The following is a 25,402-nucleotide window of genomic DNA, read 5'->3' as shown; positions in this document are numbered from 1 at the left end:
ATTAAGTGCCGCTTCTATCTAAAATGAGCTGGTGTCCTGTTGTGAGGTCTGTAAAACAGAAGGTAAAGCCAGCGGGAGGGCGATCACCATACTGTAGCTATTTGTATAACCATTAATTTTTTCGTTGGCCGGGATCAGGTCTGTCAGCTGTTCATCGCTGCGAAATCCGATAGTAACTTTGATCGCCTGGGGAACCGTTCCGTATTCAGTACTGTCCCAGAGATCGAGCCAGTCGGTACCATCAAAATACTGAAACTGCAGACTGCTGATTTCCGGTGCCAAGAGCACCGATTGTGAAGCCAGCTGTTGGAGATCAGCTGACTGGTCCGCCATACTCATCGACAGTCGATCGCCTTCCAAGCGGGACAGCCCCTGCACATCATCCGCACTGCCGGATGTGTTCCGAAACTGATCACCGGCTGCCCCCTGCAATCCGCCCGCTCCCGCAACTGCCAGAAAATAGGAAACGGAAAGCAGATCGCTGCGGACACTCGCCGTGGTCCCCGGCGTTGAATTCTGGGAGACCAGTAAGGGCTGGCGTGCCGGTCGGCTGGTGTGCAGCACGAGGGACTGATTGTCTCCATAAACACCGATATTCCCCGAAGTGTAGGCATCGTCGGTACTGGTTACCTGAATCTCGATGGTTGTTGTCTCTTCTGTTTCTGTATCGGAGGTACTGGAAGAGTCAGAGCTCTCAGTCTCTTCCTCTGCGGTGGCCGGTCGATAGGTAACACAGTTGAGGTCATGCGAAATTTTCTGAAAGACCGCGCGGGCAATCTGTGCCTGTTCCACCTGCTTGTGTCCGAGAGTCGTATATTTCCAGTATAGATCCAGTGCCGCATAGATTGCCGCCAGTAACAGGCTGGTCAACCCAATCGCCAGGATCACTTCCAAAAGTGTGAAACCAAACCGTGAACGGAAATGAGATCGGGAACGTATCATAGCTGTTCCTCCAATGTCATTTCTGTGGTGGACTCCACGGTATTGGCGGCATCAAGCAGCATCGCCGGATCCCGGATCTGTCGCGTCAACTGATAACTGGTCGTGACTGTATCACCCGCCCCGGCGTACTGGACGTTGACGGTCAGCAGCAACATGTTATCATAAGCGCCCGGCTGAACATCCAGGCTCCACTTCCAGTTCTCTTCATCCTCAAAAGCGGCCTGGGACACCGATTCCAGGGGCTGAGCCCCCGCCAAGACCTCCGAAAGTTTTGACTGACATTTTAGGATGGCCTGTGTCCGCAGCTGTGCCTGAACTGCGGCCCGAGAACCGATGCCGATCAGTTGGCTGAGCGCGGAGAGGGCACCCAGAAAAATCGCCAGGGAAATCAGGACTTCCAGCAGTGTTAAACCCGCTCGTGACCGAACTCGTTCCTGTGTTCTGTTCATGACGATTTCCCTTGTACGTAGGAAACCGTGGCCGATCCCGTCAAGCCCCGCAATTGAACGCGGGCGACGGGGCGTTCTGCTTTCAGAACATCCTGATTCAGATCAAAGGCGGCTGTACCATCCGGGTAAAAGGTAATCGGAAATGCCCCCTGCATCCAGTTCCAGTCTTTCGAATTCGGCTGGTTCGACAGCCAGGCGAAAGGAACCGCCGCCTCGGTTACCACAGCGGAAGTCTGTTTACTGAACTGAAACTCCTCGGGTAGTTTTCCGGAAAGGACCGTCTGGCTGGCTGAAGTCGTGACGGTATCGTCTCCTGCAGCTTCGCCTCCCAGCAGTCCCTGATCAACGGGGACCACCATGTACTGTTGCCCCCCCGGTTCCAGAAAGACCTGATACATCACCCCCTGTTCAATCGCTCGCACCCGGGCTGCCGCGAAAGCAGAATTCAGATCCTGCATGCTTTGCCGGAGACGATTTCCCGCACTGATCCGTAACACGGCAGGCCAGACCACGCTGACCAGGACCAGCAGGAGTGCCAGCACCAGTAGCATCTCGAGCAGTGTGAAAGCTGCACGACGGTGATGCTGTTTTCTTAACTGGTACTGTCGGCTGGTCACGTTGGACATCCCCTGGATTCATCAGAGCCTGGATCGAGACAGTTTACTCTGTCTGATCCCAGTTATTGACATCGTCGCCGGATCCATTTTCATCCTGCTGGTTCGGGCCCGAAGACCAGATTGCCGGCTTGGTGGACTGGGCTTTGTTGTTGGGATACTCGTAGTGGAACATCTGCCCCCAGGCATCCAGAGGCAGAGATTCGATATACGGCTCAGCTGCTTTGCCATCCGTACTGACGGGCTCCATCAGTAACTGCAGTTGTTCGGGGCCCCCTTGCGGGTATTCGCCGTTATTCTCGGCAGCATACAGTTTGAATGCCTGTTCCAGGTTATGAATACTGGCCCGGGTGGCTTTGATATTCGCTTTTTTCTGGCTGCCCAGCAGGTTCGGTACCACCATCGCTGCGATCACGAGGATAATTCCCAGTACGATCAACATTTCGAGGAGTGTAAAACCACGCCGTTGCTGTCTGTTGTCTGATTTGATTCGTTTCATGTCTCCATCCTTTTTACTCTATACTTGTTCCAGAAGGGATTGTTCTGGGTTCTACCTGTCTGAGATAAAACCAATGACTTTTCATTTATTATTATATTAAACCGGAGCTTTGGAACACCGGTAAAAGTAAGGCTAACATCACAAATACGACCACAGCAGCCATAATCAGCAGCATCAGGGGTTCCAGCATACGGACAAACATATCCAGCTTACGGTTGGTCTGGCGTTCCATGTTGTCTGCAATATCGATTAACACCTGTTCCAGATTGTTGGCTTCTTCACCCACGGCGATCATTTCCACCACTTCTTCCGGGAATTGTCCACTCAGGGCAAAAGGCTGGGCAATCGATTTGCCGGCTGAAATGCTTTCTGCCGCTTCACCAATTGAGTTGCTGATCACTTTATTTCCAGCGGCATCTTTTGCGATGCGGAGGGACTGCAGGATGGGGACGCCGTTGGCCAGTAGAGTTCCCAAAATCCGACAGAAGCGGGCAATAGCCAGGCTGCGGACAATCGCTCCCAGTCCATAGGCGTTTAGCCGAAACTGATCGAATTTGAGACGACCTTCTGTGGTCTCGATATATTTATAAACCGCGGCCACTGCCAAACCGATCGCAAAAAAAATGATAAACCAGTAAGACTGCATAAAAGCACTGAAACTGAGCAGCGTTGTGGTTGCCCAGGGGAGGTCACCCCGCTCAGACATTCTTTGAAAAATGGGTTCAAATTTGGGAACGAAGTAGACCAGCAGAAAGCTGACGATCACGGTTCCGAAAGTGGTCAGGAAGGCAGGATAAATCATCGCCCCCACGACCCGGTTTTTCAGTTCTTCCTGGTGATCGGTAAAGCTGGCAATCCGCTTCAAAACATCTTCCAGGAAGCTGCCTTCCTCGCCGGCGCGAACCATGCTGACCGCCAGTTCCGAAAAGACTTTGGGATGCTGGCCCATCGCAACTGCGAGCCGGGTCCCGTCGGCGACTTCCGCCCGGACTTCTTCCAGTACCTGTTTCAGAGACGGATTGGTCGACTGTTTATTCAACAACTCCAGGGAACGCAACAGCGGCACTCCCGATCTGAGCAAATCGGCGAGCTGCGTGTAGAAGACGGACAGGTAGCGGGCACGAACCCGTTTACCGGATCGCTTCAGCTGTGCTTTGGCGGAGTCGGCCAGATCCACTTTGACCGGAAACAGACTTCGGGCAGCCAGAGAATTCAGCGCGTCCTGCTGATTGGCAGCAGAAAGCACGCCCATCACCTGGCGGCCTGTTGCTTCACGCGCGATATACTGAAATTCCGGCATCTGACTGACTCTGTTTATTCACAACACTTTTCAATAAAACAAAACTCTCGGCAGGAAAACCTGTTAAATATCTCCCTTGGTCACCCGCAGGATTTCATCGATCGAGGTAATTCCTGCCAGAACCTTTTCCCAACCGGCATCTCGCAAGGTTTGCCAGCCGTTCTTTCTCGCGTAGTCACGAATCTGTCCCGAGCTGGCATGCTCGGTACATAACTTTCGGATCACAGGATCATTGACGAGCAGTTCCAGAATCCCGATTCGTCCTGAGTATCCCATCTCCCGGCAGTGTCGACACCCGACCGGCTCATAGATCTCCTGCATCCGTTCCAGCGGAAAGTCCGGAGGTATCTTATCGGGGTGCGGCTGATGAGGCCGTTTACAATGCTTACACAACACACGCACCAGTCGCTGTGCCAGAACTGCTTCGACGGTACTGGCAACCAGATAGGCTTCCACGCCCATATCGATCAAACGGGTAAAGGCTCCCGGAGAATCGTTCGTGTGCAATGTGCTGAAAACAAGGTGCCCTGTTAACGATGCCTGGATCGCGCTGTTGGCTGTTTCTCCATCGCGAATTTCCCCGATCAGAACCACATCCGGGTCGTGACGCAGAATACTTCGCAAACCAGCGGCAAAGGTCAACCCGATGCGTGAATTCACCTGAATCTGGCTGATGCCTTCACTGTGATATTCGACCGGATCTTCCACGGTGATAATTTTGGTTTCCGGGCTTTTAATCTCATTCAAGGCACTGTAAAGCGTCGAAGTCTTCCCGCTACCAGTGGGCCCGGTCACCAGAATGATTCCGTGCGGCAGTTCGATCATCTCGCGGAAAGTGGACAACATCTCCGGATTGAGGCCTACATTATCCAGCCGGAAAACCATGCGTTCCTTATCCAGCAAACGCAGTACGACTCCTTCACCGTAAATCATGGGAATAATCGAAACACGCACATCGATTTCGCGTCCCGTAACCCGCAGTTTGATGCGACCGTCTTGTGGCAGACGTTTCTCTGCAATATTCAGATGCGCCATAATTTTCAGACGCGTAATAATCGCTGAATAAAAATGATTGATTTCCGGCGGTACCGACTGCACGCGTAACAAACCATCCACACGGTACCGCACAACCAGACCGGTTTCATGCGGCTCAATGTGCACGTCACTAGCCTGCTGCTGCAGCGCTTCAACCAGCAACTCGTTAACCAGGCGGATCACCGAGGCGGTCTGTGCCATGTCGGCCAGTTCGCCATGCTCATCGGAAACTTCTTCAAGCAGTTCCACACCGTCTTCAGCCGCTTTCTGTGAAACCAGTTCGTTGATCGTATCGCCGCCGACCCCCAGATTTTCCTTGATCAGGTCGACGACGTCTTCGTGCAGGGCCAGTACCGGTTCCAAGACCTGACCACTGAGTGAACTGAGTTCATCCAGGGCTTCGAAGTCGAAAGGATCGGCTGATGCCACCAGTACTCGACCGTTCTCTCGTTTCAAGGGGAGCAGAGAATGGCGAAAGATAGGAGTGGCTGGAAACTGGGACAACAGCTCGGTATCGACCTGGTAGTCTTTGAGCTCGAAGTATTTCATGCCCAGTTCATCTGCAAATGCTTTGAGCAGATCTTCTTCGGAGGCGAGTCCCAAATCCATGACCACGCGGTCCAGACGATGACCATTGGCCGATTGCTGCGCTAACAGCAACTGGCGTTCGTCAAGGATGCCACGTCGTTGGAGAATATCACTGATTTCCATGGATTTGACTCAATGGTAAAACGAAAGCTGCAGGAAATGAATTCAGGTAAGTTTACCGTCCACGGCTCCGACCGCCGAAACGACTGCTGCCGCCACGTGAGCCACCATCGCTGCCAGGGAAACGGAAGCCACGTGAGGAACGGCCGCCAAAGGGGGAACCGGAATCGCCTCCCGGAGAAGCGCCGCTCATGCGTTCCCGCATCCGCTGTTCGAAGAAGCGACGAATCTCTTCGCCTCGATCACTGGAACCGGGTGAATTATCAGGCTGGCTGGAGCTGGAGGGAGTTGGTTCGGTTGCTTTCTTGCGGGAGTCACCGCCTGTGGTGCTGACACTCACATTTGGCAGCAGGGAGGTCAAAGCATTCTGGATCAAAGCTGAGTTGCCATTATTCAAAGTGACAACGCGGACCGATTTGCGGGACATCTGCGCGGAATAATCGAGTTCACGAACCAGAGATTCAATTTCCTGGAACAGGGAATCATTGGCAGACACCAGCAGTTGATTGGCGTTGGCATCCACGCTGACCGCCAGTTTCGCTTCGGGCGGTTTGGCATTAGAAGAACTCTGTGATCCTCTGCCTCCCATCATCGCGGCAAAAGGGTTTCCGCCCCCCCGTGAGTTATTCTGCGGTTGGGGAGCCTGCATATAGTCCTTGTAAAGTTCTTTGACGATATTCGCAACTTCCGTTGCAGAAGCATATTCCACGGGAATGATCCCGGGGGAACGATCCCGCAGGGAATCGGGTAATTCAGAAGCATCGAGGACTTTGAGCATCTGTTCGACGGAGCGCACCTTATCGGGAGGCCCTGTGACATACAGTGCATTGGAGCGTGCCTCGGGAATGATACGCAGTGTCTGTGGCCCCATCCCCAGGGTTGATAAACCGGTCGCATCCATCAGGCCGCCACCGATCGAAGAGAGTCCACTCAGCATGCTCGAATCCCCAACTGAATCAGAGACAGAGCTGCTGGGGAACAGGCTTTCCAGCATCTTGGCTGTGGCGGTCGCATCGGCAGAACGCAGATAAAAGACCGTCCATTGATTTTTCGGGGGAATCGCCTGGGTTAACGCTTCGATCATTTTCTCCAGACGATTCAGAGCTTCCTGATCGGTGGACGTGATAATCAGGTTATCGCCATTCGTAGAAACCGCGATGGGATTTTTCTTTTCAGCACCACTGGCAGCCCTGGTTGACTTTTGCCCCGATTCCGTTGACTGTTTTTCCGCTTCGGCGTCCGCTTCCGAATCGGTATCGGTTTTTTGTTCGCTGGCAGTAAACAGGAATCGTGTCTGATCCGTATCTGCTTCTCGATGCTCCTTTCGAATCGGACGGTTAAGGGGAGTGCTGATATTGCGAGACGGATTTCGATAACCCCGATTGCGAACCGGATTCTCATCTTCACCCAGCACCCGTTCCCGAATCTGATTTCCTTCTGAAGGAACCACGATGCGAATCGGATTTTCATCACCAGATGAAGCCGACCAGAGTTTATCAATCAACTGCAGGATTTCCCGAGAATCCCGACCTCCCAGGGGGATGGTACGAATGGGACCACGGTTGGCATCTTCCTCGACTCTACCAGTCCCATCTTCGCCCAGTTGGGCCAGCAGGGCTTTGACCTGAATGACCTGATCCGGTGTGCCGCGAATCAATAGACGACGTCCCAGCAGGTCTGCTTCGATGGTGGGAGCATCGTTTCCATCCCGCAGAAACAGTGAGCGGAGGGTGGTGGTTGCCGAAAGCGGATCCAGTTTGCTCAGGTTGATCACAGACACAGACTGGCTCCCTCCCTCGCCATCCAGCTGGCGGATCATCCCTTCGATTTCCTGGTGCTCCTTGGGAGTCGCAAGGATATGAATCTTGTTATTACGACCATCTTCATTCACAACGACACCCGGCATCATGGCATCAAGAGTTTTTGTTACTTCACGTGAATCGGAGGAGCTGACAGAGTAGACACGCAGAAAAGGTTTATTGCCACCGGGAGACAACAGATTACCTTCGTCAACATCGATGGATTTGATAATTTCTTCTGCCAGTTTGATTTGAGCTGGAGTCGCGGTAACGAGCAGCCGATTCGTACGAGGATCAGCGGTCACCTGTGTGGAAGAATCCTTGGTCGTCTGCTGAGGGGGAGGCGAGCTGTCCCGACTGCTGCGACGACGGTAATCATAATATCGCGATGAGGTTGCACTGGCACTCACATTCTGAGTTGAGGATGGCAGACCAAACTGGCTGCGAACGATTTTCTCAGCCTCGTTCGCGTCGATGAACTGTAACTCGAATGAGCGGAATGCCAGATCGGTCGGGCCGGCATTAGCAATCGCGCCTTCCAGCAGTTTTTTGACACGCTGCAGATTACTGCCGATGTCGGTGACGATAATGGAGTTGGCTGTTTTCAGTGCGACTGATTTACCCTGAGGCCCCAGGATGGCCTGCACCTCTTTGGCAACCTGATCGATGTCAACGCCTTCCAGCTGGAAGGTCACGCTCATCAGTTCATTTTTACCACGCTGGTCAAGCTCACCGGCATCGACAATCGGTACCAGATTCGGCGGGATACCGTTGTCAATATTCAGAACCACCAGGAACTGATTCCGACGGACAATCACGTAACCTTTCTGGAGCAGGTAGCCGTTGATGATATCCAGCGCTTCGGTGGGTGTGTAAGAACCCTGATCGTAATAGTTGAATGTGCCGGGGGGAACATCATTCAGATCGAGCGTGTACCCCGCTGATTCTGCAAATAATTTCAAAACATCGCCCCAGGGAGCAAAGCGGAAATTGAACGACATTTTGCCGACTTCCCCGGGTTTTTTCGCGGGAACGGTCTCGTCATCCGCGGCTTTATCGTTCATCGCCACCGCTTTGGCACCGAAGGAAATGCTGCGGTCTTCAGGTTTGAGCCCCTCCGGCTCAGTTGGAATCTGTGGTCGGGGTCGTGGGGCAGGGCCGGGAGTGCTGCTGACAGCAGGAGCTGCTCCCGTCGAAGGGGCCTTTTCTTCTGTCACCAGTGCCGGTCCCAGCATCTGCTTCCATTGTGTCTGTTGATCTTTAGTCAGGATCGCTTCGATTTTCTGATCAAATTCCTGCTGCAGTTTTTCCCGTTCTTCTGAAGAGGCACGACGTCCCAGATCGCGTCGCGCATCGGAACGCTGCTCTTCGAGCTCTTTAATTTTCTGCAACTGCTCGTCGGTCAGCTTGAGCTGCTTGGCCGTTTCGTCATCAGTCAATTGACGATATCCATTTTCCTGCAGTTGCAGCTGTTTCAGTCGGGCCGTCTGTTTTTCATTGAGGACTCCCCAGAGCTTGGCTTCCCCTTCGGTGCGCTGTTTTTCGAAGGAGGCACTCATCTCTTCGCGAACTTTGGTGCGCTCCTCGTCGGTCTGCGCATCCCGCATGCGATTCATGAAGGGTTCCATCGACTCCCGGCTGGGACGCATTGCCTGAGCCGCTTCCTGGAGTTGTTTGATCTGCTCTTCGGTGAGCTGGAGCTCTTTCTGGATCTCCTCACGCATCACCATAAAACCGATTGCCCCCCGGAAGCCACTAAAACCGCCTCCGCCGAAGCCACCTCGAAAACCACCCCGATCTCCTCCAAAGCCGCCCCGGCCACCAAATCGGCTCCGGTCACCACCGAAGCCACCACGATCCCTGCGGCCTCCAAAACCACCTCGATCCCCGGATGGTGATGGTTCCTGTGCCTGGATCACGGAGTGTACAGAATCTGAACAGATCAGTGCGACAAACAGGACAAAGAAAAAACTGAGATGGAATTTCATATTTCGGTTCATAGGGAATCACGATTCTGCAAAAAAACGGCAATGAAGTGCGATCGAGATATTCTTTTGATCATTATGCTAGAACTGAAGAAAATCAATTACAAGCTTAAAAAAACGTTTTGAAAACTATCACCTTATACCACAAGGGCTTACGACTCGTTTCAAAGATCCCGGGTTTCTCTCAGAAACAAACGATCTTTTATCAGGAGTCCGGTGTTTCTATGTTAGAGACTGAAAAAGGCTTAATGCAGCTCATAATAAGAGATGCGCAACTTCCCTGTCTCTGTTTATTAAACACGGTATTTGGACCTTAAGACCGCTCTAATTCCTGTGGAGTTTGAAAATGTTCCGGTTTGTCCGATATTTCATTCCATTTGTACTGCTGGTAACGTTCAGTTCTGATCTGGCATTTGCGCAGCCAGGTGGCGATAGTCGCTCACGAGGCTTTATGTCGTTTCTGGATCGCAACAGGAACGGGGTGATTGAACCTGATGAATTTCAGCGGATGCCAAGTCGTTTCCGGGAAATGCTGGAATCTGCGGGCGTCGACACCTCCCGCAGTATGACCGCTCAGGAATACGAACGGGTGATGCCCCGCATCCTGGAACAGATGCGCAGTCGCCGCGGATCATTTGGCGGTGATCGTGGAGACAGTGACAGCCGGCGCAGTTTCAGCTTTTCACGCGGCCCGGGAGGTCCCGGGTTTGGCGGACCTCCTGGATCTTTCTCCCGTTCCAGTGATGACGGAGACGATGATCGGCGGGGTGGTTACGACCGCGACTCAATGCGCAGCCGCTACGGATCGTTTCAGCCGGATCGGGGGAGTGACGACAGTTCCTCACGAAGCCGTTCCAGCAGCAGCAACCGCTCCAGCAGTTCCAAGTCGGAACCCTCTAAACCAGTTCGCACCACAGTCGATTTGAATAAAGACTTTGTACCACACGACACCGATCAGGATGGGCAGATCGGGCTTTATGAATGGCGGAAAAACAACCCTGGTAAACTTGCTGATTTTTTCACGATGGATTTAAACGGCGATGGATATCTGACACCGAAAGAGATTCAGCTTTCGAAAGCGGGTACGCCACAACGCAGTGCCGCCTCGTTTATGTTTGCGTTGAATACCGGGCAACCGGGAACTTCCCCGGCAGCCCCTCAGGGATCTTCGCAGACTGCGGCTCCCTCAACCAAGCCAGAAGAGAAAACAGCTCAACCCACAGCAGAGACGAAGCCCGCGGCCCCCAGTTCAGACCCGATGGTCAGTCAGGCGAATTACTTTTTTAAACTGCTCGACCGGAACAAAGACAGTTCGATTTCTGCCGAAGAATGGCAAAAGAGCCGTTCCATGCGGCGGATGTTTGATGAAGCCAATATCGACCTGACCGTGACGATGTCTCAGGAACAGTTTGTCAAACACTATGTAACGATTAAAAGTAATTAATGGTGTCCTGACATGCTGCCAGGAAATGGCATCTCTCGGTACTATTGTTTCTGTTTTCGCTGTTTCTGCTTTAGCTGATCCATCCGCTTTCGCAGCCGATCTTGTTCATTTCGATTCCGGCGTTCCTGATTCTGGTCAAAGCGTTTGGCGATCGAGACCCCGAGTAGTTTCAGGTATCCCTCCTCAAACAGAAACCGGGAGCGGATTCCCGTTTCGGTGGGTTGAGTTGTGATCAGCACCAGATCGTTCTTAGAGTCGAAAACGCCGTCCAGAACTCGCATGATGTCGCTGGCGTTGATTTCTTCTTCCGAGAACAACTGGAGCCAGGGTTTCAGATGAAATTCGAACTGCACGGGGGCAGTCCGCTGAATTTTCCGTTCTTCGGGAGTCGCTGTGTGAATCTGTTCGATGGCCTCATTCAGCGCTGCGACAGCGATTTCCGTTCCCATCGCGAACCAGATCACCTCAGAATCAGCGCCCACATACAGGGAGGGAACGCCCCCCAGAAACCGTCGCTGGCGATCGTCTGCTGATTTCGTATCAGGCTGTAGTTGATGCAGGGCAATTCCCTGCACGGTTTCTGCGTTGGTAAAAATGCGGGCCTTATTATCAGATTGTTTCTCAATGCGATTAATCAGATCCAGTAGAGCTGCCGGCAGGTTTGACGACGGGGCGACTTTGATGCCGCCAATCAGGGCGAATTTTTTCGATGGCGTCGAGACCAGTTGTACGAAGGCGTCGAGGTGCCCTTTATCAACCTGGGATTTGACGGGGGCAAAGAACTGCTGCACCGAATTGGTCTGCTGCAGTCGCTCTTCTTCAGAGAGCAGTTTTTCTCCCAGCTGTTTTTCGAAGAACGTGAGATACTTGAGATAAGTTTTACGGTCACGACGGGCCATGATTGTCGAGATGGAGGCGGCCAGCGGCAATGTTTCACGGGCGGTCACCACGCTGAAGTAGCTAGCCTGGCCGGGCATGTTTTTCATGCTGCGCGCCAGGTCACTGTTGGGCCGGGCCTTGATCAACATATCGACAATGCCCAGTTTCTGTTCCTGATCTAGATGCGCCCCTAAGGTCAACTGCTGCCCTTCATTCAGGAAGTACTCAATGTTTTCCAGGTTCTGTTTCCCCGACATCTTGCGCAGTTCGTAAGCAGCCTGCGATTCCCCATCCCGCTGTTGCAGCTGGGTTTCGATGGCGGTCCGGAAAAAGCCGAGAAATGTCGTCCGCATCAGCTCGGGGATCGAACTCAAATCCAATCGTACCGCCACTTCGTATTGAGCGGTCAGGCTCTGGTACTGCTGTGCGGGATCTTTAAACCGATGCGTTTCGAACAGTTCCAGATCGGTCTCTGCACCTCCCCGCAGATGAAGCTGATGAGCATATTTTTCTTCTACGCGAAAGTAGAATGCGCTGTTTCCCGCGTCGATCACATACAGATCTTTCTCCCGAGGCAAACGTTCTTCCGCCTTCATCATTCCGGGCAGCAGGGCCTGAAAAGTCTCAAGAAAATCACTGATTTTTGAGACCGGGAAATAGGGGATAAACACCGGCTGAGGCAACAGACCGGTTTTCAGATAGAGTTCCAATCCCAGGTTACGATTCTTGTCCAGGCCTTCCAGATCATTCACGTTCGCCAATGAAGCGGAAGCGATTTCTGCAATCTCGGGTCGTTCGCCCAGTTCAAAGATAAAGTCAATATCCTGCAGGACCCGCTCCACGCTGGCGACATTCACGACCACAACCGGTTTCGGCAGCAGTGACTCTACCGCCTGGCTGGATTTTTCTTTCTTGTCGTCTGCTTTTTTCGCATCCGGCTCCTGCGCCTTGAGAGTACTGGCACAGAACAGGACCGCCATTACAGTCAGGCTCAGCACCGAGCGCCAGTTATTTTGGAGTAAGCTGCCTGGGGAGAATGGAAATGTCATCTGATCCCTTTTCACAGAATTGAGTTTCACCTGGGGATTGGAGCCGGAATATCGATCCCAAACATGCCGACTGGGCATTGACCATTCAGACCTGCACAGAAATTGAAATTGTGCATTTTTCTGAGTCCAACCTGAACCGGCTGCCAGATCGATTGCCGCGCTATCATCCTGTATACCCCTGAAAAAATCAAATAGATTCAGGGATTCCGGATTTTCTCACAGCTGTGAGCAGCCGCGTGCGCTCAGTAGAGAGATCGCCCAATTGGTTACAGAGCAGGAACTTGGGGCAGATTGAGGTTATCCAGGAGTTTCTTGCGTTCCTGCCGGTTCTTTTTATCCTGCTTGTAGTGGTGCGGCAGCACGCGTTCGTGATACGTCTCCAGAGGGCGGACCAATGTCCGATCCAGCACTTTTTTCCTCAGGGACCATTCCCGTTCAGTCACTCCGGCGATTTCGTGAATCTCATCCATCGTTTCGAATGCCTGCTCGATGGCAGAGATACTGAGTTCGATATCATGCAGCGCCTGTTTCGAAGTCACCGGAGGCGCCTGAGAACGATTGTCCCAGCGGGCCTTCAATGCCTGCAGCAAACCATTCAGATGATCCCACTGCTGTCCGGATTCCTGGAACAATTCCGGTTTCGTTGCTGCCAGTTCCATTGCCCGGACTACGGAATTGATCGAACGATCGGAACCTGCGCCATAATTGATTGCGTGCAGACGATGGGCGAATTCCAGGATCGGAGGTGCCTCTTTTGATTTTCTGTATAGCTCTGCGACTTCATCGTGCATGAAGTACGTGATCATCGGGTCATAGATCGAGCTAAACCGGGAAACGCGACTGATCAGTTCCATTGAAGGCGAGGGCTTTGCCATCGCATCGGAAAGTGCTTTGAAGTAAAGCATGCGGCGTTTGTCTTCGTTGTGAATAAAATCATCTTCATTGGCCGCTTCCGCTGCGACCTGCCTGATCAGTGACCGGGGATTGTCAGTGATCTGTTCCTTGGCTGGCTTACGGTACTTCCAGAATTGATCCGGATATTGCACCATCAGCTTATTCTGGGCCGTCACTTCAGAGAGTCTGCGCAGTACAATCGGATCGTCCTGTTCTTCGTGCATCCAGTTGATCAGTCGCTCCGTCCGCTGGTCCCGCGAAACCATCTGCTTGACTTCTTCCCGTTTGAGCCCCCAGCGCATCATTTCATAGGGGAGCGTGAAGGCAAATGTTCCTGTGGCTGCACTGTTTACAGAGGTTGGTACATCTGCCACCATCTGTTGCAGCGACTCGTCGGAGTAGGCTGCCAGGTTTAACAGCACGGACCAGTCCCAGCCTACCTGCGCCAGCGTGCTGCGGACCTGCGGTGCCTGGATTCGGTCGATCAAACCTTGTCTGACAAATCCCTGTTCGGAATTCGTTGCCAGGAAGAGAGTTTCCCCATTCGCGATTTCAATAGCCATGACCTGTTTGAATTCAGTCAGGAAAGTCCGGGCGATGACCCGCAAGGGTTGAGCTCCAAAGTCAATATGCTGAAATCGCTGGCAGAATATCCCCCCCTCTTTCAGGTGTCGTGACACGTTACGATAAAAGTCAGCTGTATACTCCGACTGAGACTGTGCCACCACAGACTGCACGGGATTGCTGATGATCAGATCATATCCAGTTTTATTTTCAGTTCGCGCTGCCATCGCCAGGGCAACCGGTGACTGAATCAGTCTGACCCGCTCTGAATCGAATGCAGAGATCGAATTACGAGTAGCAATCTCCTGCTGATACATTTGGACCAGGCTGGGATCATGCTCCAGGCAGGTAATATGCTGTACGGGAAAATCGAGGCTCGAGTTGAGGCTCACACCAGATCCCAGCCCCAGAAATAATACATCGGCAGGACGGTCATGCAGCACTGCCGGAATCACAAACGGCATCAACTCACCTGTTGTATGGGGACACAGACCGGCGTCAGTCGTAGTGACTCCCACAGGCAGGCCGCTACGACGAATCTGCAGTTGGTTTTCGTGATAGGACCAGACAGTAAATGTTCCATGCTGCCCCTCCACTTCAGACAGACAGCGTCCCTCGTCCATATAAGGCAGCAACTCAGGTTTTAAACCGTAGCGGAGCCCCGTGAAAGTATTTGTAGAAAACAGCAGTTTCGTGGAACGGCGTGAATCGTAATTGTCATACCCGGACAGAGACACGGCCAGCAGGACCACGGCGCAACCAAGACTGATCGCCTGCCAGCGTGTGCGAGGAATCCGGAACTGAACGCCCCAGATCAGCAGTGCCAGACAGGCTAACGCCCCGGTCGTCAGCAGCGAAACCAGCTTGAGATCAACATGAAGTGTACCAATCAGCGACGAACCGCAAAACAGTCCCGCCAGCAGACAGAACGGCTGCCAGACAGGTAGTCGATAAACGGGAGTCTCTGTTGCGGCAGTTGCCTGCCGGGTAATTGACAGTCTCAACCAGCCTCCCCAGCAGAAGCCCAGAGGAGCAAAGAGTACTGACAGCAAACCACAGCGGACCAGGGACAGCAATGACACAAATTCGATATAGGCATTAGCATACAGCATCCAGTTCACGAGCAGTGGAAACAGAGCCAGCGTGCCGGCTCCGACCAGAGCGGCTCCTACTGTCAGTCGTGACGCCAGCTGAGAGACGCGCGCGCAACTTCGTGCCTCGATCCAGGCCAGGGCAGCTGCGACTCCAGCAATCAATGACGCCCAGACGGTGATTTTCAAATACAAGGAGTCCGGAAACAGCTGAAAGACAGCACGACTGATGACCACGGTCAGAACCCCAATCGCCAGACTGACCAGATAACTGCTGATCAACAGAAGATTGGAAATGTTCCTCTGTGTCCGGGGAACTTTAACTGTCGTTGTTGGCTCCTGTGAAATCTGCACCGTCGCACTCTTCAACCAGGTAACACAACCAGGTAGAAATTGTTTTGCCAGGTCACCCAGCCAGGGACTGATGCAGGAGAATAAAGCGATTCCTGCAGCGATCGCCAGAGAAGCATTCCAGCCCAGCGCAGGAACCAGCCAGCAGGCTGCCATCATCAAGGCGAGTGTCATACCTGCCAGATACCGGGCCAAGGGTGAAATCAGTTGCCTGCCCGCCCCTGTCTGTTGAGTCAGAGAAATTTTGACGGAAAACCAGCAGAGACGTGCTGACCAGAAAACAACCGGTAGCAACAGCGCCATCGCGGAGAGGATCATCAGTCCTGTTAAAAAAACAGGATTCGACAGTTGCTGCAATGAGATCAGATGTAGAATCTGATTGAACTGCCAGAGGAGCAGGGGAAAACAGAACGACCAGATCGCAAGCAGGGCCATCATGAGGTACGTCCGAAGTTGATCCTGTTTCCGGAATGTTTTTTCAGAACTGTTTGCAGGTTGTGACGACGCGCGTGCAGGGAACCCCAGCCAGATTCCCATGGCTACAGTGAGTCCCACTCCTGTGGCGACAGCCAGGCCGTCCCCGACCAGGGTTTGAAAACGTTGAATACAGGCAAGCAGAAACAGTCCACAGATCCAGCCAGCCAGGAATGAGAACCCCAGTCTCGTTTGCGCAAAGGAGAGGGTGGTTTTGAGTAAATTTTGAGCGAACGAACGTATCATGGCTTCCTTGCCTGTCGTTATTGATCAATCAGAATTGCAACTAGTCTTAAAGTTTCATACTCTAAGTCATTCCTTAAGAGTCCCTTAGCAGCAATTATTGCCGATAGAAGAACAGGGACAAACAGCCGTGTTTTATCGAATATACGTAAATATATGCAATACCAGTCGTTGTAGCACCATTCAGACCTGGGCGTCATGAAATCTTATGTACACTGCCCTAGTCAAAGATGCGTCGACGAGTAAAAATAGTTAACCTCTGCTGTCCGCCCAGATCTACTTTGAATAGAAACGATTCAGTGTGAAACGAATATATCAGCAGCATTTCCCCAGTCGACCGGTTGACCAGGTGCATTTCCTGTCTTGTTACAAACGATTGCCGATGCATTTTCCTTCCGGTCTGATTGCAGTCTGTCTGCTCTGGTTCACAGTCAGCAGTTCAATAATTGCCGCGGAGACCAGCTATCTGGCGACAGCCAAAACGGCGGCCAGCACCATCCAGACAGATGAATTGAAAACCCACATCGAATTTCTGGCCAGTGATGCCCTGGAAGGGAGAGAGGCGGGTTCACAGGGTGGGCAGGCAGCAGGAACATATATTCGAAATTTTCTCCAGAAACACGGAATCCAGCCCGGCATGGGAGAAGAGGGTTACTTTCAGGAATTCGATGGTGGATTCCGAAATATCCTGGGAGTCATTCCCGGCAACGATCCGAAATTGAAAAACGAATATGTTGTCATTGGAGCCCATTATGACCATGTCGGCTATGGCAAACCATCCAACAGTCGAGGCGGTGTTGGTCAGATCCATAATGGGGCCGACGACAACGCCAGCGGGACGGCAGCCCTGCTGGAGATCATTGAAGCCGTCTCACAACATAAAGATCAGCTCAGACGCTCCCTGCTGTTCGTATTCTGGGATGCAGAGGAAATGGGTCTGCTCGGTTCCCGGCACTGGATGAATTATCCGAGCGTGCCCCTTGATAAGGTTGTGATTTATTTCAATCTGGACATGGTCGGACGACTGAAAAAACAGCCACTGACCCTCTTTGGCTCCCGTTCCTCGACAGGGCTGCGGTCCTGCACCGTCAAATGCAATCACCGTGAGTCCGATATAAAAATCAAGTTCGACAGTGCCATCCGCCCGGACAGCGATCACTGGCCTTTTTATCAGAAAGGCATCCCGTTCCTGATGCTGCATACCGGGAAGCATGATGACTATCATCGCCCTGAAGATGACGCCTTCAAGATCGATTACCAGGGCACTCAGAAATGTGCCCGGCTACTGACGCAACTGGCTTTCGAATTTGCCATGCAGAGCGATAAGCCTGAATACCGGGAAGCGGATCAGGACATTCTGGATGGTATCGATCAGGAAACCAGAATCACAACGCAGGATCCACCACGACTGGGCGTCGCCTGGAATGCAGACCGCTACGCTGAGGGACACCTGATGATTACCCAGGTGCTGGCCAATTCTGCAGCAGACGACGCGGGTCTGAAAGTGGGTGATGAAATTATGAAAATTGACGGACGTTCTCCTGTAGAAGCTCCCGGTTTTGCAGCCCTTGTTCGGAGTTCCCCAGCAAAGATAAAACTGCAAATCAAAAGAAAGATGCAGGAAGATTTGCTGGAAGTTCCGGTGGAACTGTCGGGCAAGCCTCTCAAACTGGGGATTCAATGGCAAACTGATGAAACGGAACCAACCGTGATGGTTGTCTCGAATATCATTAAATCATCGCCCGCGGATCTGGCAGGGCTGAAAATCAATGACCGCATTTATGAGATTTCCGGACAGACATTTGAAAGCAGTGATGAGTTCCGCGAACTCGTGCAGAAGCTGCCTCTCCCGCTCAAACTCCAGGTCGAACGGGATGGTCGGCTGCAGAGCTTTGAAGTTCAGTCAATGAGATGAACTTTCCATTCCACCTGCGGTGAATCCAGGCCCGCCTTTTTCAGTTCTTCCTTGAGAACTTTTTCAGGAACTACGCGTGCCGAGCCGGTGCGATAAACGCGGACCTTGATTCCATCTTCATCTCCGGTCGCCCGTGCGACTAGTTTGAGGATCTGTTCCATCTCGGCCGGTTGATACTGTTCGCGCGGTTGGGACTCCGCTTTGACCAGATAACTGCGATCGTCGATCAGAATATCCAGAACCTGCAGGGGGAGTTCTGCCAGAGTTTTCTGTGGCCTGGGTTCCGGTTGAACCAATACGGGCACGACATCTGATTCGGTAGATGCCATGATCGGCGAAGAATTTTCTTCCGGTTGGGATTCCGAATGATCTTCCCCCTGTCCCGGACCAGAATTAATGCCCGGAGTCAAACCGAAAAACTGGCCCAGAATGATCCCCAGAATTAAGACGCCACCACCGGCGTACATCAATCGTTTTGGTTTGCGCATTGTTCAGTCCTGTGAGTGCCTGTGAGCAAAAGCGCATTGTAACGGATTCGTTCCGCTTTGAAACGGAATTTATCAAACTCTGTCCTGTTACTTGTGTTCATTAAACACACATCCCTGAAGCTGCTCTCGAATTTTCTATCAGCTATTCACGGGTGTGATTTTAATTGTTGCATCAGGTCCAGAATCACAGATACGATTTTGTCAGACGCATCCCGTTCTACACGGTTGGTTCCCATCCAGGTTTCATAACCGCCCAGTTTATGCTGCGCGGGCGTGGGGAGGTAGCCGTTATAACCGTTGGCCAGTTCGATTGTGAATGCGTCCTCGAAAGGAGATTTCTCTTTCAGTTCCAGGCCGATTTCGCAGAACGTTTCGAACGGAATGGCGGCGATGCTCAGGTCACCGATTTTCAAAGCCTGCAGCATGACAGTGATTTCATCAGGACCTTCCAGAAGCTTCTGAACGCGGCCGGCATAGTTCCGCTCGTACCGATGGTACTGTGGTGCATCCTCGGGTTGTGCCAGGACCTTTTTGAAATAAGCCTGCATCTGGGCATCCGGTTTGCGAACTTTCAGAGTCAACTCGGCGCTGGCGGCTCCCAGGGACACCCAGGTCTGATACTTTACTTTCTGACAGGCTTCGGCAACCCGTTTGGCCACGAGCTCAGCCACCTGGTTCATCTTCTCGTAAGGTCCCATCCGTTTGCCCGGGTTTCGGAAATTGATGTTGTTAATATCACCGCTGGTGCCGTTCGAAAGCATGCCGACAAACGGAGGATCGTCGGGTTGTGCACCGAGCAGGGGACCAATCTTTTCTGAAAAGATCCCGAAGTAGTCAGAGGAAATCTCTCCTTTTTTGACACCACCGACATAGTGCAGTGAGTAATTCGCCAGAAGTGCCAGCGGCCGACCATTGATGGTCTGCACACTGATGAATGAAATCTCCGGATCAATGGGCCCGGCTGGTTTTACCAGTGCTGCATTCCCCCGGGGAGGATTCATCCGTACTTGATCGACTCCGCCGAACGGATTCTTACAAAAGTCCGGATTGGTCGTATACCAGCGGCGGTTAAAAACCTCAGAGGGCTCATCAATGCCCCCCCAACCGATGCGGGCCGGTTCCCGGTTTTCCATGGCACAGCGTACGCAGTCTGCGATCCGTCGTGCCAGGAAGTCGTGGTATTTCGGGCTGCTGGCCCGCGTGGCAGAATGCGTATGAGTGGCAGCCATCAGAATATTTTCAGGGGGCAAATCCGTTTCCGCCTTGATGAATTCGCGGGCCGCCTGAAAGACATCGACCGTGATACCCAGATTATCACAAATGACGATCGCAATTTTTGTCTCGCCATTATCGAGCACCAGGCAGCGGGCATGCAGTTCATCGTGTACGTTTTCTGCGGGGAATGGTTTAAAGCCACCCACAATAGACTCGCCCAGAGGAGGGGTGATATTACTCTTTGCGGCACCCGCTTTCAGAACTTTTTCCGCTGCGGAAACAGGAGAAGAACTCAACACCAGCAGAAACAGGCAGCAACTGAGACTCCAGATTCCACACAATAAAAAGGTCCGACTGAATTTCTGCGACATCTGGTCTGCTCCTCGCGTTAGTCAATGTTGTTACGTAAATACGTCGTTCCCGTGATTATATGAGTGCGGAACCGGCAATACAACAATGTTCATTGATGGATCAAGCAGACCTGCTTCCCGTCCCGGTATCAGCAACGATCCCTATCAATGGGAACTGTCAGGAGCGGTTACTCTTCGCTGACAGCCTGCTGGTTCAGATCGGGCACATCTTCAAATGGATGACCATTCTGCCAGCCTGTTTTCCCCGTCTCGCGAAAATGCTCCAGTCGCCGAATCACGATCTCGCAGAAAATCGGGTCCAGATCTGCCGTCAGACAACGTCGCCCCTGCTGTTCACAGGCCATCAGCGTGGTACCCGAATGCGCAAACAGATCGAGTACAAAATCATCAGGTTGTGAACTGGCCTGCAGAATTCGCTCGACCGATTTAAGAGGCTTCTGGGCGTAACAGCCCGATACATTTTCTTCCATACGGTAAAAGACCTGCTGAATATCAACCCAGACATTCCCCGGCCTGATATTATCAGAACGTCCGCGCTCCAGATTTTCCGTTTTTTTGCCGTTGATGTTTTTGTAATAGCCTCGGAGGATTTTAGGGATATCCGTGTACTGCACCTCGAAAAACGGATTGCCGCGCGTGTAATACAACAGTTCCTGTCGCACAGCCATCCAGTTTTTCTGTGTGCCATATCCCCGCTGGTTTCTCATTGTGACAAAGGAGCGGGATTGAAACAGATCCAGTTGCTGCATCATCAGCATGAATTGCGGCAGTGGTTGAAAATGCTGATTCTGATCGGCGCCCAGCCAGATATAAAAGGAGGCATCCGGGCTCATGATCTCGGCAGACAACCGGACCCACTCCGCACACCAGTTGGTGAACGCCTCGATATGTCGCAGGTCAAAGGCAATCAGGTTATAGGGTGGATCCTGAATCGCCAGCGTGGGACGTGCATCGTCAACCAGTTTCTGGACCTGTTCCACATTTGTTGCATCCGCACAGGCGACACGATGCCGTCCTGCAGGATCCTGCCAGACTTCTCCCGGTTTCAGGCGACAATAAGGCAGCAGTTGTTCCCGCACTGCCGAATCTTCATCCAGACGCGGCAGAGGATTATTTTTCATCTGACTTTACTTTCGCCGGTATACACATCAGGGAATGGGAAGAGACCAGATTCAGTAACTACTCCAATAGAGGTCTCTCTTCAGGGTTCAAGCAACTCCTCAAATTTATAGTCATGCTGCTCTGTTGAAAAGCCCTAAAAAACAGATTGTGCTCAATATCGAGAGAGTCCCTCTACACGAACAATCAGTCTTGCAGACTGAGAACATTCACCCCATACTGAGCGCAGTTGAATCCATCTCTCCAGCCCACAGAATGACCTGATCCATGAAACTTGAGCTGACCGAAAAAACGAAACTGAACGCCTCTCCGGAAACGATTCATGAATGGCTCTGTGACCTGGAAAACTGGCCGAAGATCAATGACAAGATTAAGTCGATTACCGTGGAAGGCAACCGGTGTTTTGGAGAAATGGAATTCAAAGGCAAGAAACTGGAATTCGCGGGGATTGTGCCGGAAGACGAAGATCCACTGAAGGTCACCTGTAATATTGTGGTCCAGATCAATCAGGAGAGAGAGGACACGGAACACTTAACTGTCGTGTATGAAATCAATCCCCAAGGTCTTTCTACCCAGGTTGTGGAGCGAATCATCTTCGAAAGAGAAATTCCCTTCTGGGGCTGGCTGCTGGTCAAGCTCATCATGAAGCTTGGTAAACCAAAGGGCCTCACCAACCTGCAGCGGATCAAAGAACACATTACCGTGGAAGGGGACTCTTAACAGGTGCCTTACTTTTTCTCTTTCAGCACGAATTCGCCATAATAGCCGATATTCGACTTATATTTACCGCTGAGTGTCGCGCCTTTCATGAAGCCGATCCACTGGTACTGGTGCCCGCGAATCACTGCCTTTCCCGAAAGGTTGAGTTGTTTTCCGGTGTCTTTGGACTGAAAGGTCGCCTCGTATTTGAAGGGATCTCCTTTAAACAGCCCGGTAAAGGTGGCTTTCCAGTTCCCCTTGTCGTCAGATGTGGCCACACATTTCAAGGAGCCGGTCGTATTGTACTTGCGGTTATTCCATTTCCCTTCCCAGGTCCGTGTCTCCCCAGCCCGGACCTGGGAAAGGCAGAATATCCCCAGTACTACCACCAGAATGAATCGTGATCTCATCGCCTGCTCCCGTCTGAATCGAATTTTAAAGAAGAGAAATCATCTCTCTGACTGAAATTCGTCAAAGCGCTGATGGTAGCGACAATTTAGGTCCCTTTTTTCTGGAATCTGGTTTGAATCTCTCAGACATCAAAATTCTTATCGCGATAAGCTGCTGGCAGGACAGAAGTTGAGACTTGGGCAGTTTTCTGTTTCGCGGTTATGACTCACCTGAGAATCAGGCACTCTTCCGCAAGGGGGACGGTTTAGAAACCGTCTGCTGCGAGGCATTTCGGTCTGATTGACCCGTCTTGCCTGCCGCCAGATTACTTCGCAGTTTGCGTTTGGAATGCTGTTCATAGAGGATGCGGGCGAAGCGACCATAGTGCAGATCGAGTACACCGGTAGTACTGACGAATGCCAGAATCGAACCGATGGTCACTTTGGGATAGACGCAGGCAAACCGCTTTTCATAGCGGGGCCGAAAGCGGCTTTTAAAATGTCGCAGGCCGGTAAAATCAAAAATGCTGGTCAGATAATTTTCCGCAAAACGCAAGCCGTGCCTCACCATAGCACTGTCCCCAGGCAGACGGTGGCAGTCTCGCCCCAGATCCAGACAGAGGCCGGCACGCTCAACTCCTTCCTGTTTCAGTTGCTGTAATACGAAATGAATCAGGAAGGCCATGGTTCCCTTAACCGAATCCAGACGATGTCGATAGAGTTCCGTTGCCCAGCCGGTCCCATTCAATATCGGATTACAGATCACGAAGCCTTCGATCCGTCCCTGGTTGCGGGCAACAAACAGCCGCCTTCGCCCGAGAGCATGATTGTCGATTCGTCCCTCAAAAAACCGCATCGCTTTTTTCTGCGGCTTACGCGTCAATGATTCGTCTGCGACCTCGATCACTTCTGAGATAATATCGGACCAGTGCACCGGATGTAGTTGATCGGGGCGAACCTCGCAGGCCGTCATCCCCTGTCTGAGACAGTAGTTGGTCTGCCTGCGGACCCATTCATAATCTTTTCCCTGCCAGGTGCAGGTATCCAGGTCGATCATCGGGTCTTCCCCCCACTTGGTTACCTGAAACTGCTGTTCCTGAAACAGGGGAAGATCTGCTTCTCCGATGTTGTGAAAAGCTATTGAAAGGCGGTTCTGTTTCGCGTAATCCAGAAATTCCTGTACCAGTTGAGGCTTATGTGATTCAGGGGCAATCAGGCCTCCGCCAATGATGACATGGCGGAACCACTTTTTATAGGAAATCAATCCCCGTTTCCCCTGAGACCAGAACTGATCACGGTCCGGTTCGGAAGCCAGATAGGAATCAAAATATCTACCATGGTTAAAAATGAAGTCGCGCAGTTCGGTTTCCGTATGTTCCTCAGACAGGCCCATGGATTCCTGATCGAATGCCTGGTGAGGTGAATCGATCCGCCATTGTGTCCCGGCCTGTTCAAAACAGTCTGATTCCTGACTGGTCAACCGGTCGACGTCCAGGCCCTGGTGTTTCTGCCCCTGATCGCTCTGGTGCAGTTGCAGGCCCTGTCTGGAATGGGAATCAGCTGACGACATTCGTGTGCTCCGAATAAAAACGGATCCTGGTACGGAACTTCCTCGTAAGGGAAGCAGGATTACAAGATGAATTTGAAAGTCAGTTCAGGCAGCCCGTTGCTGGATTTCTGCTTCCTCTGACTGCTGAACCAGGCTCTGCGGGTGCATCAGAAAGCCGCGCAGGGTATTGATAAATGCCGCAGACTGATTTCCGTTGACTATGCGATGGTCCAGGCGCACAAACAGTGAAGCCTGTTTACGCACGACGACTTGATCATCCACAACGACGGGGCGCTTTTCTGTGGCTCCCATGGTGACGGCGATACAGTAAGCATTCAGTGGGAGCGACGCGGGCTTATGCGCAATCAGAGGCGGTGCGCCGGAGAATCCCAGGTAATTCACGAACGCCCCGGCATGATTCAGTCCCTGCTGCCAGGGCCAGATGGTGGGAGCCCGGAGCCAGTTGCCAGCCGTGAAGCCCACCTTTGATGTATGCAGAATCCAGGAGAGCCGCAGCCAGCGTCCCAGGTTAATCAACGCGTTTTTAAACTTTGATCCCTCTTTGACACGCTTTCTGTCACGGGCCACCTGCATCGATTTTTCTCTGGCGGACTCCCAGAAGAAACCTGCAATCTCGTCGAGTGAATAATCTTCCGCTTTCCGCATGAAGACACAATCGACTTCGCCCGTGCTGGTCTGCAGCATCGGCATGACGATATTCACGCCCTCGTACTGGTAGACTTTTTTCCCGATCACCCGGCGGTTGACTTCCGGGTGCCGTCGCAGGCTCTCAGCCACAGCGCGGACCAGGACATGCGCGGGAGTGAGCAGAGTGCGGTTCTGGCTGCGTTGCTCTTCCAGAAAGGATTCCAGCTCTTCGGTATCGACCGTGGTACCCCAGACGAGCATCGGATCGCAGCGGAGCGATGTACTTGCGAGATAGGTGGTATTGATCCAGCCAATCTCGGAGAGTGGCACCGGTTTATTCTTTGTCGCCCAATACATGTCAGACATCCTGTCTATTGAATTTAAGAAGCTCTGGCATCCTGCTCAGAGCGGTTTCAGGCAGCTTTTTTCTGCTCTGCCTGTCGCTCAGTGATCAGCAGGGAAATCGTGGCGGGATTTTTAAACAGATCTGGTCTGATATCCTGAAAATCGAGTCGTACATCAAAATCAGATTCGACGAAGACCAGCAGGTCCATCATCGTCAGGGAATCCAGCAGACCGGAATCAATCAGTTCGGTGCTGTCAGTGATTGTCTGTCCGGTGACGGAGTTGAGAAATTCAACCAGTTGTTCCTGGATCGATGCACTCATTTGTCGTGTCCCTTTCAATTG

The 25,402-nt window shown here is 52.3% G+C and carries 19 protein-coding genes; 3 read left to right on the top strand and 16 right to left on the bottom strand.

Annotated elements, in window-relative coordinates:
- Positions 1-18: 18 nt before the first annotated feature.
- The 7 genes from Enr10x_RS25100 to Enr10x_RS25070 all read right to left on the bottom strand — a co-directional run bounded on the left by Enr10x_RS25100 (position 19) and on the right by Enr10x_RS25070 (position 9,334).
- Positions 19-942 (bottom strand): prepilin-type N-terminal cleavage/methylation domain-containing protein, encoded by a 924-nt coding sequence (locus tag Enr10x_RS25100; protein ID WP_145451746.1) that lies wholly within the window; start codon positions 940-942, stop codon positions 19-21.
- Positions 939-1,391: a type IV pilus modification PilV family protein gene (locus Enr10x_RS25095; RefSeq protein WP_145451745.1), complete on the bottom strand. Its 453-nt coding sequence runs from the start codon at positions 1,389-1,391 to the stop codon at positions 939-941. The genes Enr10x_RS25100 and Enr10x_RS25095 overlap by 4 nt, the downstream gene beginning before the upstream one ends.
- On the bottom strand, positions 1,388-2,017 hold the full coding sequence (locus Enr10x_RS25090; RefSeq protein WP_145451744.1) for a prepilin-type N-terminal cleavage/methylation domain-containing protein: 630 nt from the start codon (positions 2,015-2,017) through the stop codon (positions 1,388-1,390). Before Enr10x_RS25090 ends, Enr10x_RS25095 begins: the two co-directional genes overlap by 4 nt.
- Before the next feature lie 34 nt (positions 2,018-2,051).
- The gene (locus tag Enr10x_RS25085) at positions 2,052-2,504 is read right to left on the bottom strand and encodes a type II secretion system protein GspG (RefSeq protein WP_145113964.1); all 453 of its coding nucleotides are present in this window, start codon (positions 2,502-2,504) and stop codon (positions 2,052-2,054) included.
- Between the two features lie 91 nt (positions 2,505-2,595).
- Entirely contained in the window at positions 2,596-3,804 is a 1,209-nt protein-coding gene (locus Enr10x_RS25080) for a type II secretion system F family protein (protein ID WP_145451743.1), read from the bottom strand.
- Positions 3,805-3,867: 63 nt separating this feature from the next.
- Positions 3,868-5,550 (bottom strand): GspE/PulE family protein, encoded by a 1,683-nt coding sequence (locus Enr10x_RS25075; RefSeq protein WP_145451742.1) that lies wholly within the window; start codon positions 5,548-5,550, stop codon positions 3,868-3,870.
- 52 nt (positions 5,551-5,602) lie between these two features.
- Complete coding sequence (locus Enr10x_RS25070; RefSeq protein WP_145451741.1) at positions 5,603-9,334, bottom strand: secretin N-terminal domain-containing protein; 3,732 nt, start codon at positions 9,332-9,334, stop codon at positions 5,603-5,605.
- Positions 9,335-9,677: 343 nt separating this feature from the next.
- Here Enr10x_RS25070 and Enr10x_RS25065 point away from each other — a divergent pair, with 343 nt between their 5' ends.
- Positions 9,678-10,775: an EF-hand domain-containing protein gene (locus Enr10x_RS25065; RefSeq protein ID WP_145113972.1), complete on the top strand. Its 1,098-nt coding sequence runs from the start codon at positions 9,678-9,680 to the stop codon at positions 10,773-10,775.
- A 41-nt stretch (positions 10,776-10,816) separates the two neighbouring features.
- Here Enr10x_RS25065 and Enr10x_RS25060 read toward each other — a convergent pair whose 3' ends face one another.
- Together Enr10x_RS25060 and Enr10x_RS25055 are read right to left on the bottom strand one after the other, a co-directional pair.
- On the bottom strand, positions 10,817-12,703 hold the full coding sequence (locus Enr10x_RS25060; protein WP_145113974.1) for a hypothetical protein: 1,887 nt from the start codon (positions 12,701-12,703) through the stop codon (positions 10,817-10,819).
- Positions 12,704-12,969: 266 nt separating this feature from the next.
- Positions 12,970-16,323, bottom strand: coding sequence for a spermine/spermidine synthase domain-containing protein (locus tag Enr10x_RS25055; protein ID WP_145113976.1), 3,354 nt, complete (start codon positions 16,321-16,323; stop codon positions 12,970-12,972).
- 379 nt (positions 16,324-16,702) lie between these two features.
- Here Enr10x_RS25055 and Enr10x_RS25050 point away from each other — a divergent pair, with 379 nt between their 5' ends.
- Complete coding sequence (locus Enr10x_RS25050) at positions 16,703-18,235, top strand: M20/M25/M40 family metallo-hydrolase (RefSeq protein ID WP_145113978.1); 1,533 nt, start codon at positions 16,703-16,705, stop codon at positions 18,233-18,235.
- Here the strand turns inward: Enr10x_RS25050 and Enr10x_RS25045 are convergent.
- The 3 genes from Enr10x_RS25045 to Enr10x_RS25035 all read right to left on the bottom strand — a co-directional run bounded on the left by Enr10x_RS25045 (position 18,220) and on the right by Enr10x_RS25035 (position 21,430).
- On the bottom strand, positions 18,220-18,723 hold the full coding sequence (locus Enr10x_RS25045; protein WP_145113980.1) for a hypothetical protein: 504 nt from the start codon (positions 18,721-18,723) through the stop codon (positions 18,220-18,222). The genes Enr10x_RS25050 and Enr10x_RS25045 overlap by 16 nt on opposite strands.
- 146 nt (positions 18,724-18,869) lie before the next feature.
- Positions 18,870-20,309 carry a hypothetical protein gene (locus tag Enr10x_RS25040; RefSeq protein ID WP_197996218.1) on the bottom strand — a complete coding sequence of 480 codons (1,440 nt, stop codon included), beginning with the start codon at positions 20,307-20,309 and terminating at the stop codon, positions 18,870-18,872.
- Between the two features lie 167 nt (positions 20,310-20,476).
- Positions 20,477-21,430, bottom strand: a complete 954-nt coding sequence (locus Enr10x_RS25035; RefSeq protein ID WP_145451740.1) for a DNA-methyltransferase — start codon at positions 21,428-21,430, stop codon at positions 20,477-20,479.
- Positions 21,431-21,695: 265 nt separating this feature from the next.
- On the opposite strand from Enr10x_RS25035, the gene Enr10x_RS25030 reads away from it, so the two are divergent.
- On the top strand, positions 21,696-22,148 hold the full coding sequence (locus tag Enr10x_RS25030; protein ID WP_145113984.1) for an SRPBCC family protein: 453 nt from the start codon (positions 21,696-21,698) through the stop codon (positions 22,146-22,148).
- Positions 22,149-22,156: 8 nt separating this feature from the next.
- Here the strand turns inward: Enr10x_RS25030 and Enr10x_RS25025 are convergent, their stop codons facing one another.
- The 4 genes from Enr10x_RS25025 to Enr10x_RS25010 form a co-directional block, all read right to left on the bottom strand.
- A complete protein-coding gene (locus Enr10x_RS25025; protein WP_145113985.1) occupies positions 22,157-22,537 on the bottom strand; it encodes a hypothetical protein in 381 nt (126 codons plus the stop codon).
- A 217-nt stretch (positions 22,538-22,754) separates the two neighbouring features.
- Positions 22,755-24,086, bottom strand: coding sequence for a bifunctional lysylphosphatidylglycerol flippase/synthetase MprF (locus Enr10x_RS25020; protein ID WP_145451739.1), 1,332 nt, complete (start codon positions 24,084-24,086; stop codon positions 22,755-22,757).
- Positions 24,087-24,170: 84 nt separating this feature from the next.
- Positions 24,171-25,070, bottom strand: a complete 900-nt coding sequence (locus tag Enr10x_RS25015; protein WP_197997356.1) for a 2-oxo acid dehydrogenase subunit E2 — start codon at positions 25,068-25,070, stop codon at positions 24,171-24,173.
- A gap of 56 nt (positions 25,071-25,126) precedes the next feature.
- Positions 25,127-25,381 (bottom strand): acyl carrier protein, encoded by a 255-nt coding sequence (locus Enr10x_RS25010; RefSeq protein WP_145451737.1) that lies wholly within the window; start codon positions 25,379-25,381, stop codon positions 25,127-25,129.
- Positions 25,382-25,402 lie beyond the last annotated feature (21 nt).

The organism is Gimesia panareensis, from assembly GCF_007748155.1.
Taxonomy (GTDB): domain Bacteria; phylum Planctomycetota; class Planctomycetia; order Planctomycetales; family Planctomycetaceae; genus Gimesia; species Gimesia panareensis.
The sequence above is the reverse complement of the archived record's forward strand: the minus strand, read 5'-3'. Positions and strand labels throughout refer to the sequence as shown.

What these genes read in the sequence shown, in the direction of transcription:
- Enr10x_RS25100 (WP_145451746.1), bottom strand. Translation starts at nt 942, where the DNA reads ATGATACGTTCCCGATCTCATTTCCGTTCACGGTTTGGTTTCACACTT.
- Enr10x_RS25095 (WP_145451745.1), bottom strand. Translation starts at nt 1,391, where the DNA reads ATGAACAGAACACAGGAACGAGTTCGGTCACGAGCGGGTTTAACACTG.
- Enr10x_RS25090 (WP_145451744.1), bottom strand. Translation starts at nt 2,017, where the DNA reads ATGTCCAACGTGACCAGCCGACAGTACCAGTTAAGAAAACAGCATCAC.
- Enr10x_RS25085 (WP_145113964.1), bottom strand. Translation starts at nt 2,504, where the DNA reads ATGAAACGAATCAAATCAGACAACAGACAGCAACGGCGTGGTTTTACA.
- Enr10x_RS25080 (WP_145451743.1), bottom strand. Translation starts at nt 3,804, where the DNA reads ATGCCGGAATTTCAGTATATCGCGCGTGAAGCAACAGGCCGCCAGGTG.
- Enr10x_RS25075 (WP_145451742.1), bottom strand. Translation starts at nt 5,550, where the DNA reads ATGGAAATCAGTGATATTCTCCAACGACGTGGCATCCTTGACGAACGC.
- Enr10x_RS25070 (WP_145451741.1), bottom strand. Translation starts at nt 9,334, where the DNA reads ATGAAATTCCATCTCAGTTTTTTCTTTGTCCTGTTTGTCGCACTGATC.
- Enr10x_RS25065 (WP_145113972.1), top strand. Translation starts at nt 9,678, where the DNA reads ATGTTCCGGTTTGTCCGATATTTCATTCCATTTGTACTGCTGGTAACG.
- Enr10x_RS25060 (WP_145113974.1), bottom strand. Translation starts at nt 12,703, where the DNA reads ATGACATTTCCATTCTCCCCAGGCAGCTTACTCCAAAATAACTGGCGC.
- Enr10x_RS25055 (WP_145113976.1), bottom strand. Translation starts at nt 16,323, where the DNA reads ATGATACGTTCGTTCGCTCAAAATTTACTCAAAACCACCCTCTCCTTT.
- Enr10x_RS25050 (WP_145113978.1), top strand. Translation starts at nt 16,703, where the DNA reads ATGCATTTTCCTTCCGGTCTGATTGCAGTCTGTCTGCTCTGGTTCACA.
- Enr10x_RS25045 (WP_145113980.1), bottom strand. Translation starts at nt 18,723, where the DNA reads ATGCGCAAACCAAAACGATTGATGTACGCCGGTGGTGGCGTCTTAATT.
- Enr10x_RS25040 (WP_197996218.1), bottom strand. Translation starts at nt 20,309, where the DNA reads ATGTCGCAGAAATTCAGTCGGACCTTTTTATTGTGTGGAATCTGGAGT.
- Enr10x_RS25035 (WP_145451740.1), bottom strand. Translation starts at nt 21,430, where the DNA reads ATGAAAAATAATCCTCTGCCGCGTCTGGATGAAGATTCGGCAGTGCGG.
- Enr10x_RS25030 (WP_145113984.1), top strand. Translation starts at nt 21,696, where the DNA reads ATGAAACTTGAGCTGACCGAAAAAACGAAACTGAACGCCTCTCCGGAA.
- Enr10x_RS25025 (WP_145113985.1), bottom strand. Translation starts at nt 22,537, where the DNA reads ATGAGATCACGATTCATTCTGGTGGTAGTACTGGGGATATTCTGCCTT.
- Enr10x_RS25020 (WP_145451739.1), bottom strand. Translation starts at nt 24,086, where the DNA reads ATGTCGTCAGCTGATTCCCATTCCAGACAGGGCCTGCAACTGCACCAG.
- Enr10x_RS25015 (WP_197997356.1), bottom strand. Translation starts at nt 25,070, where the DNA reads ATGTATTGGGCGACAAAGAATAAACCGGTGCCACTCTCCGAGATTGGC.
- Enr10x_RS25010 (WP_145451737.1), bottom strand. Translation starts at nt 25,381, where the DNA reads ATGAGTGCATCGATCCAGGAACAACTGGTTGAATTTCTCAACTCCGTC.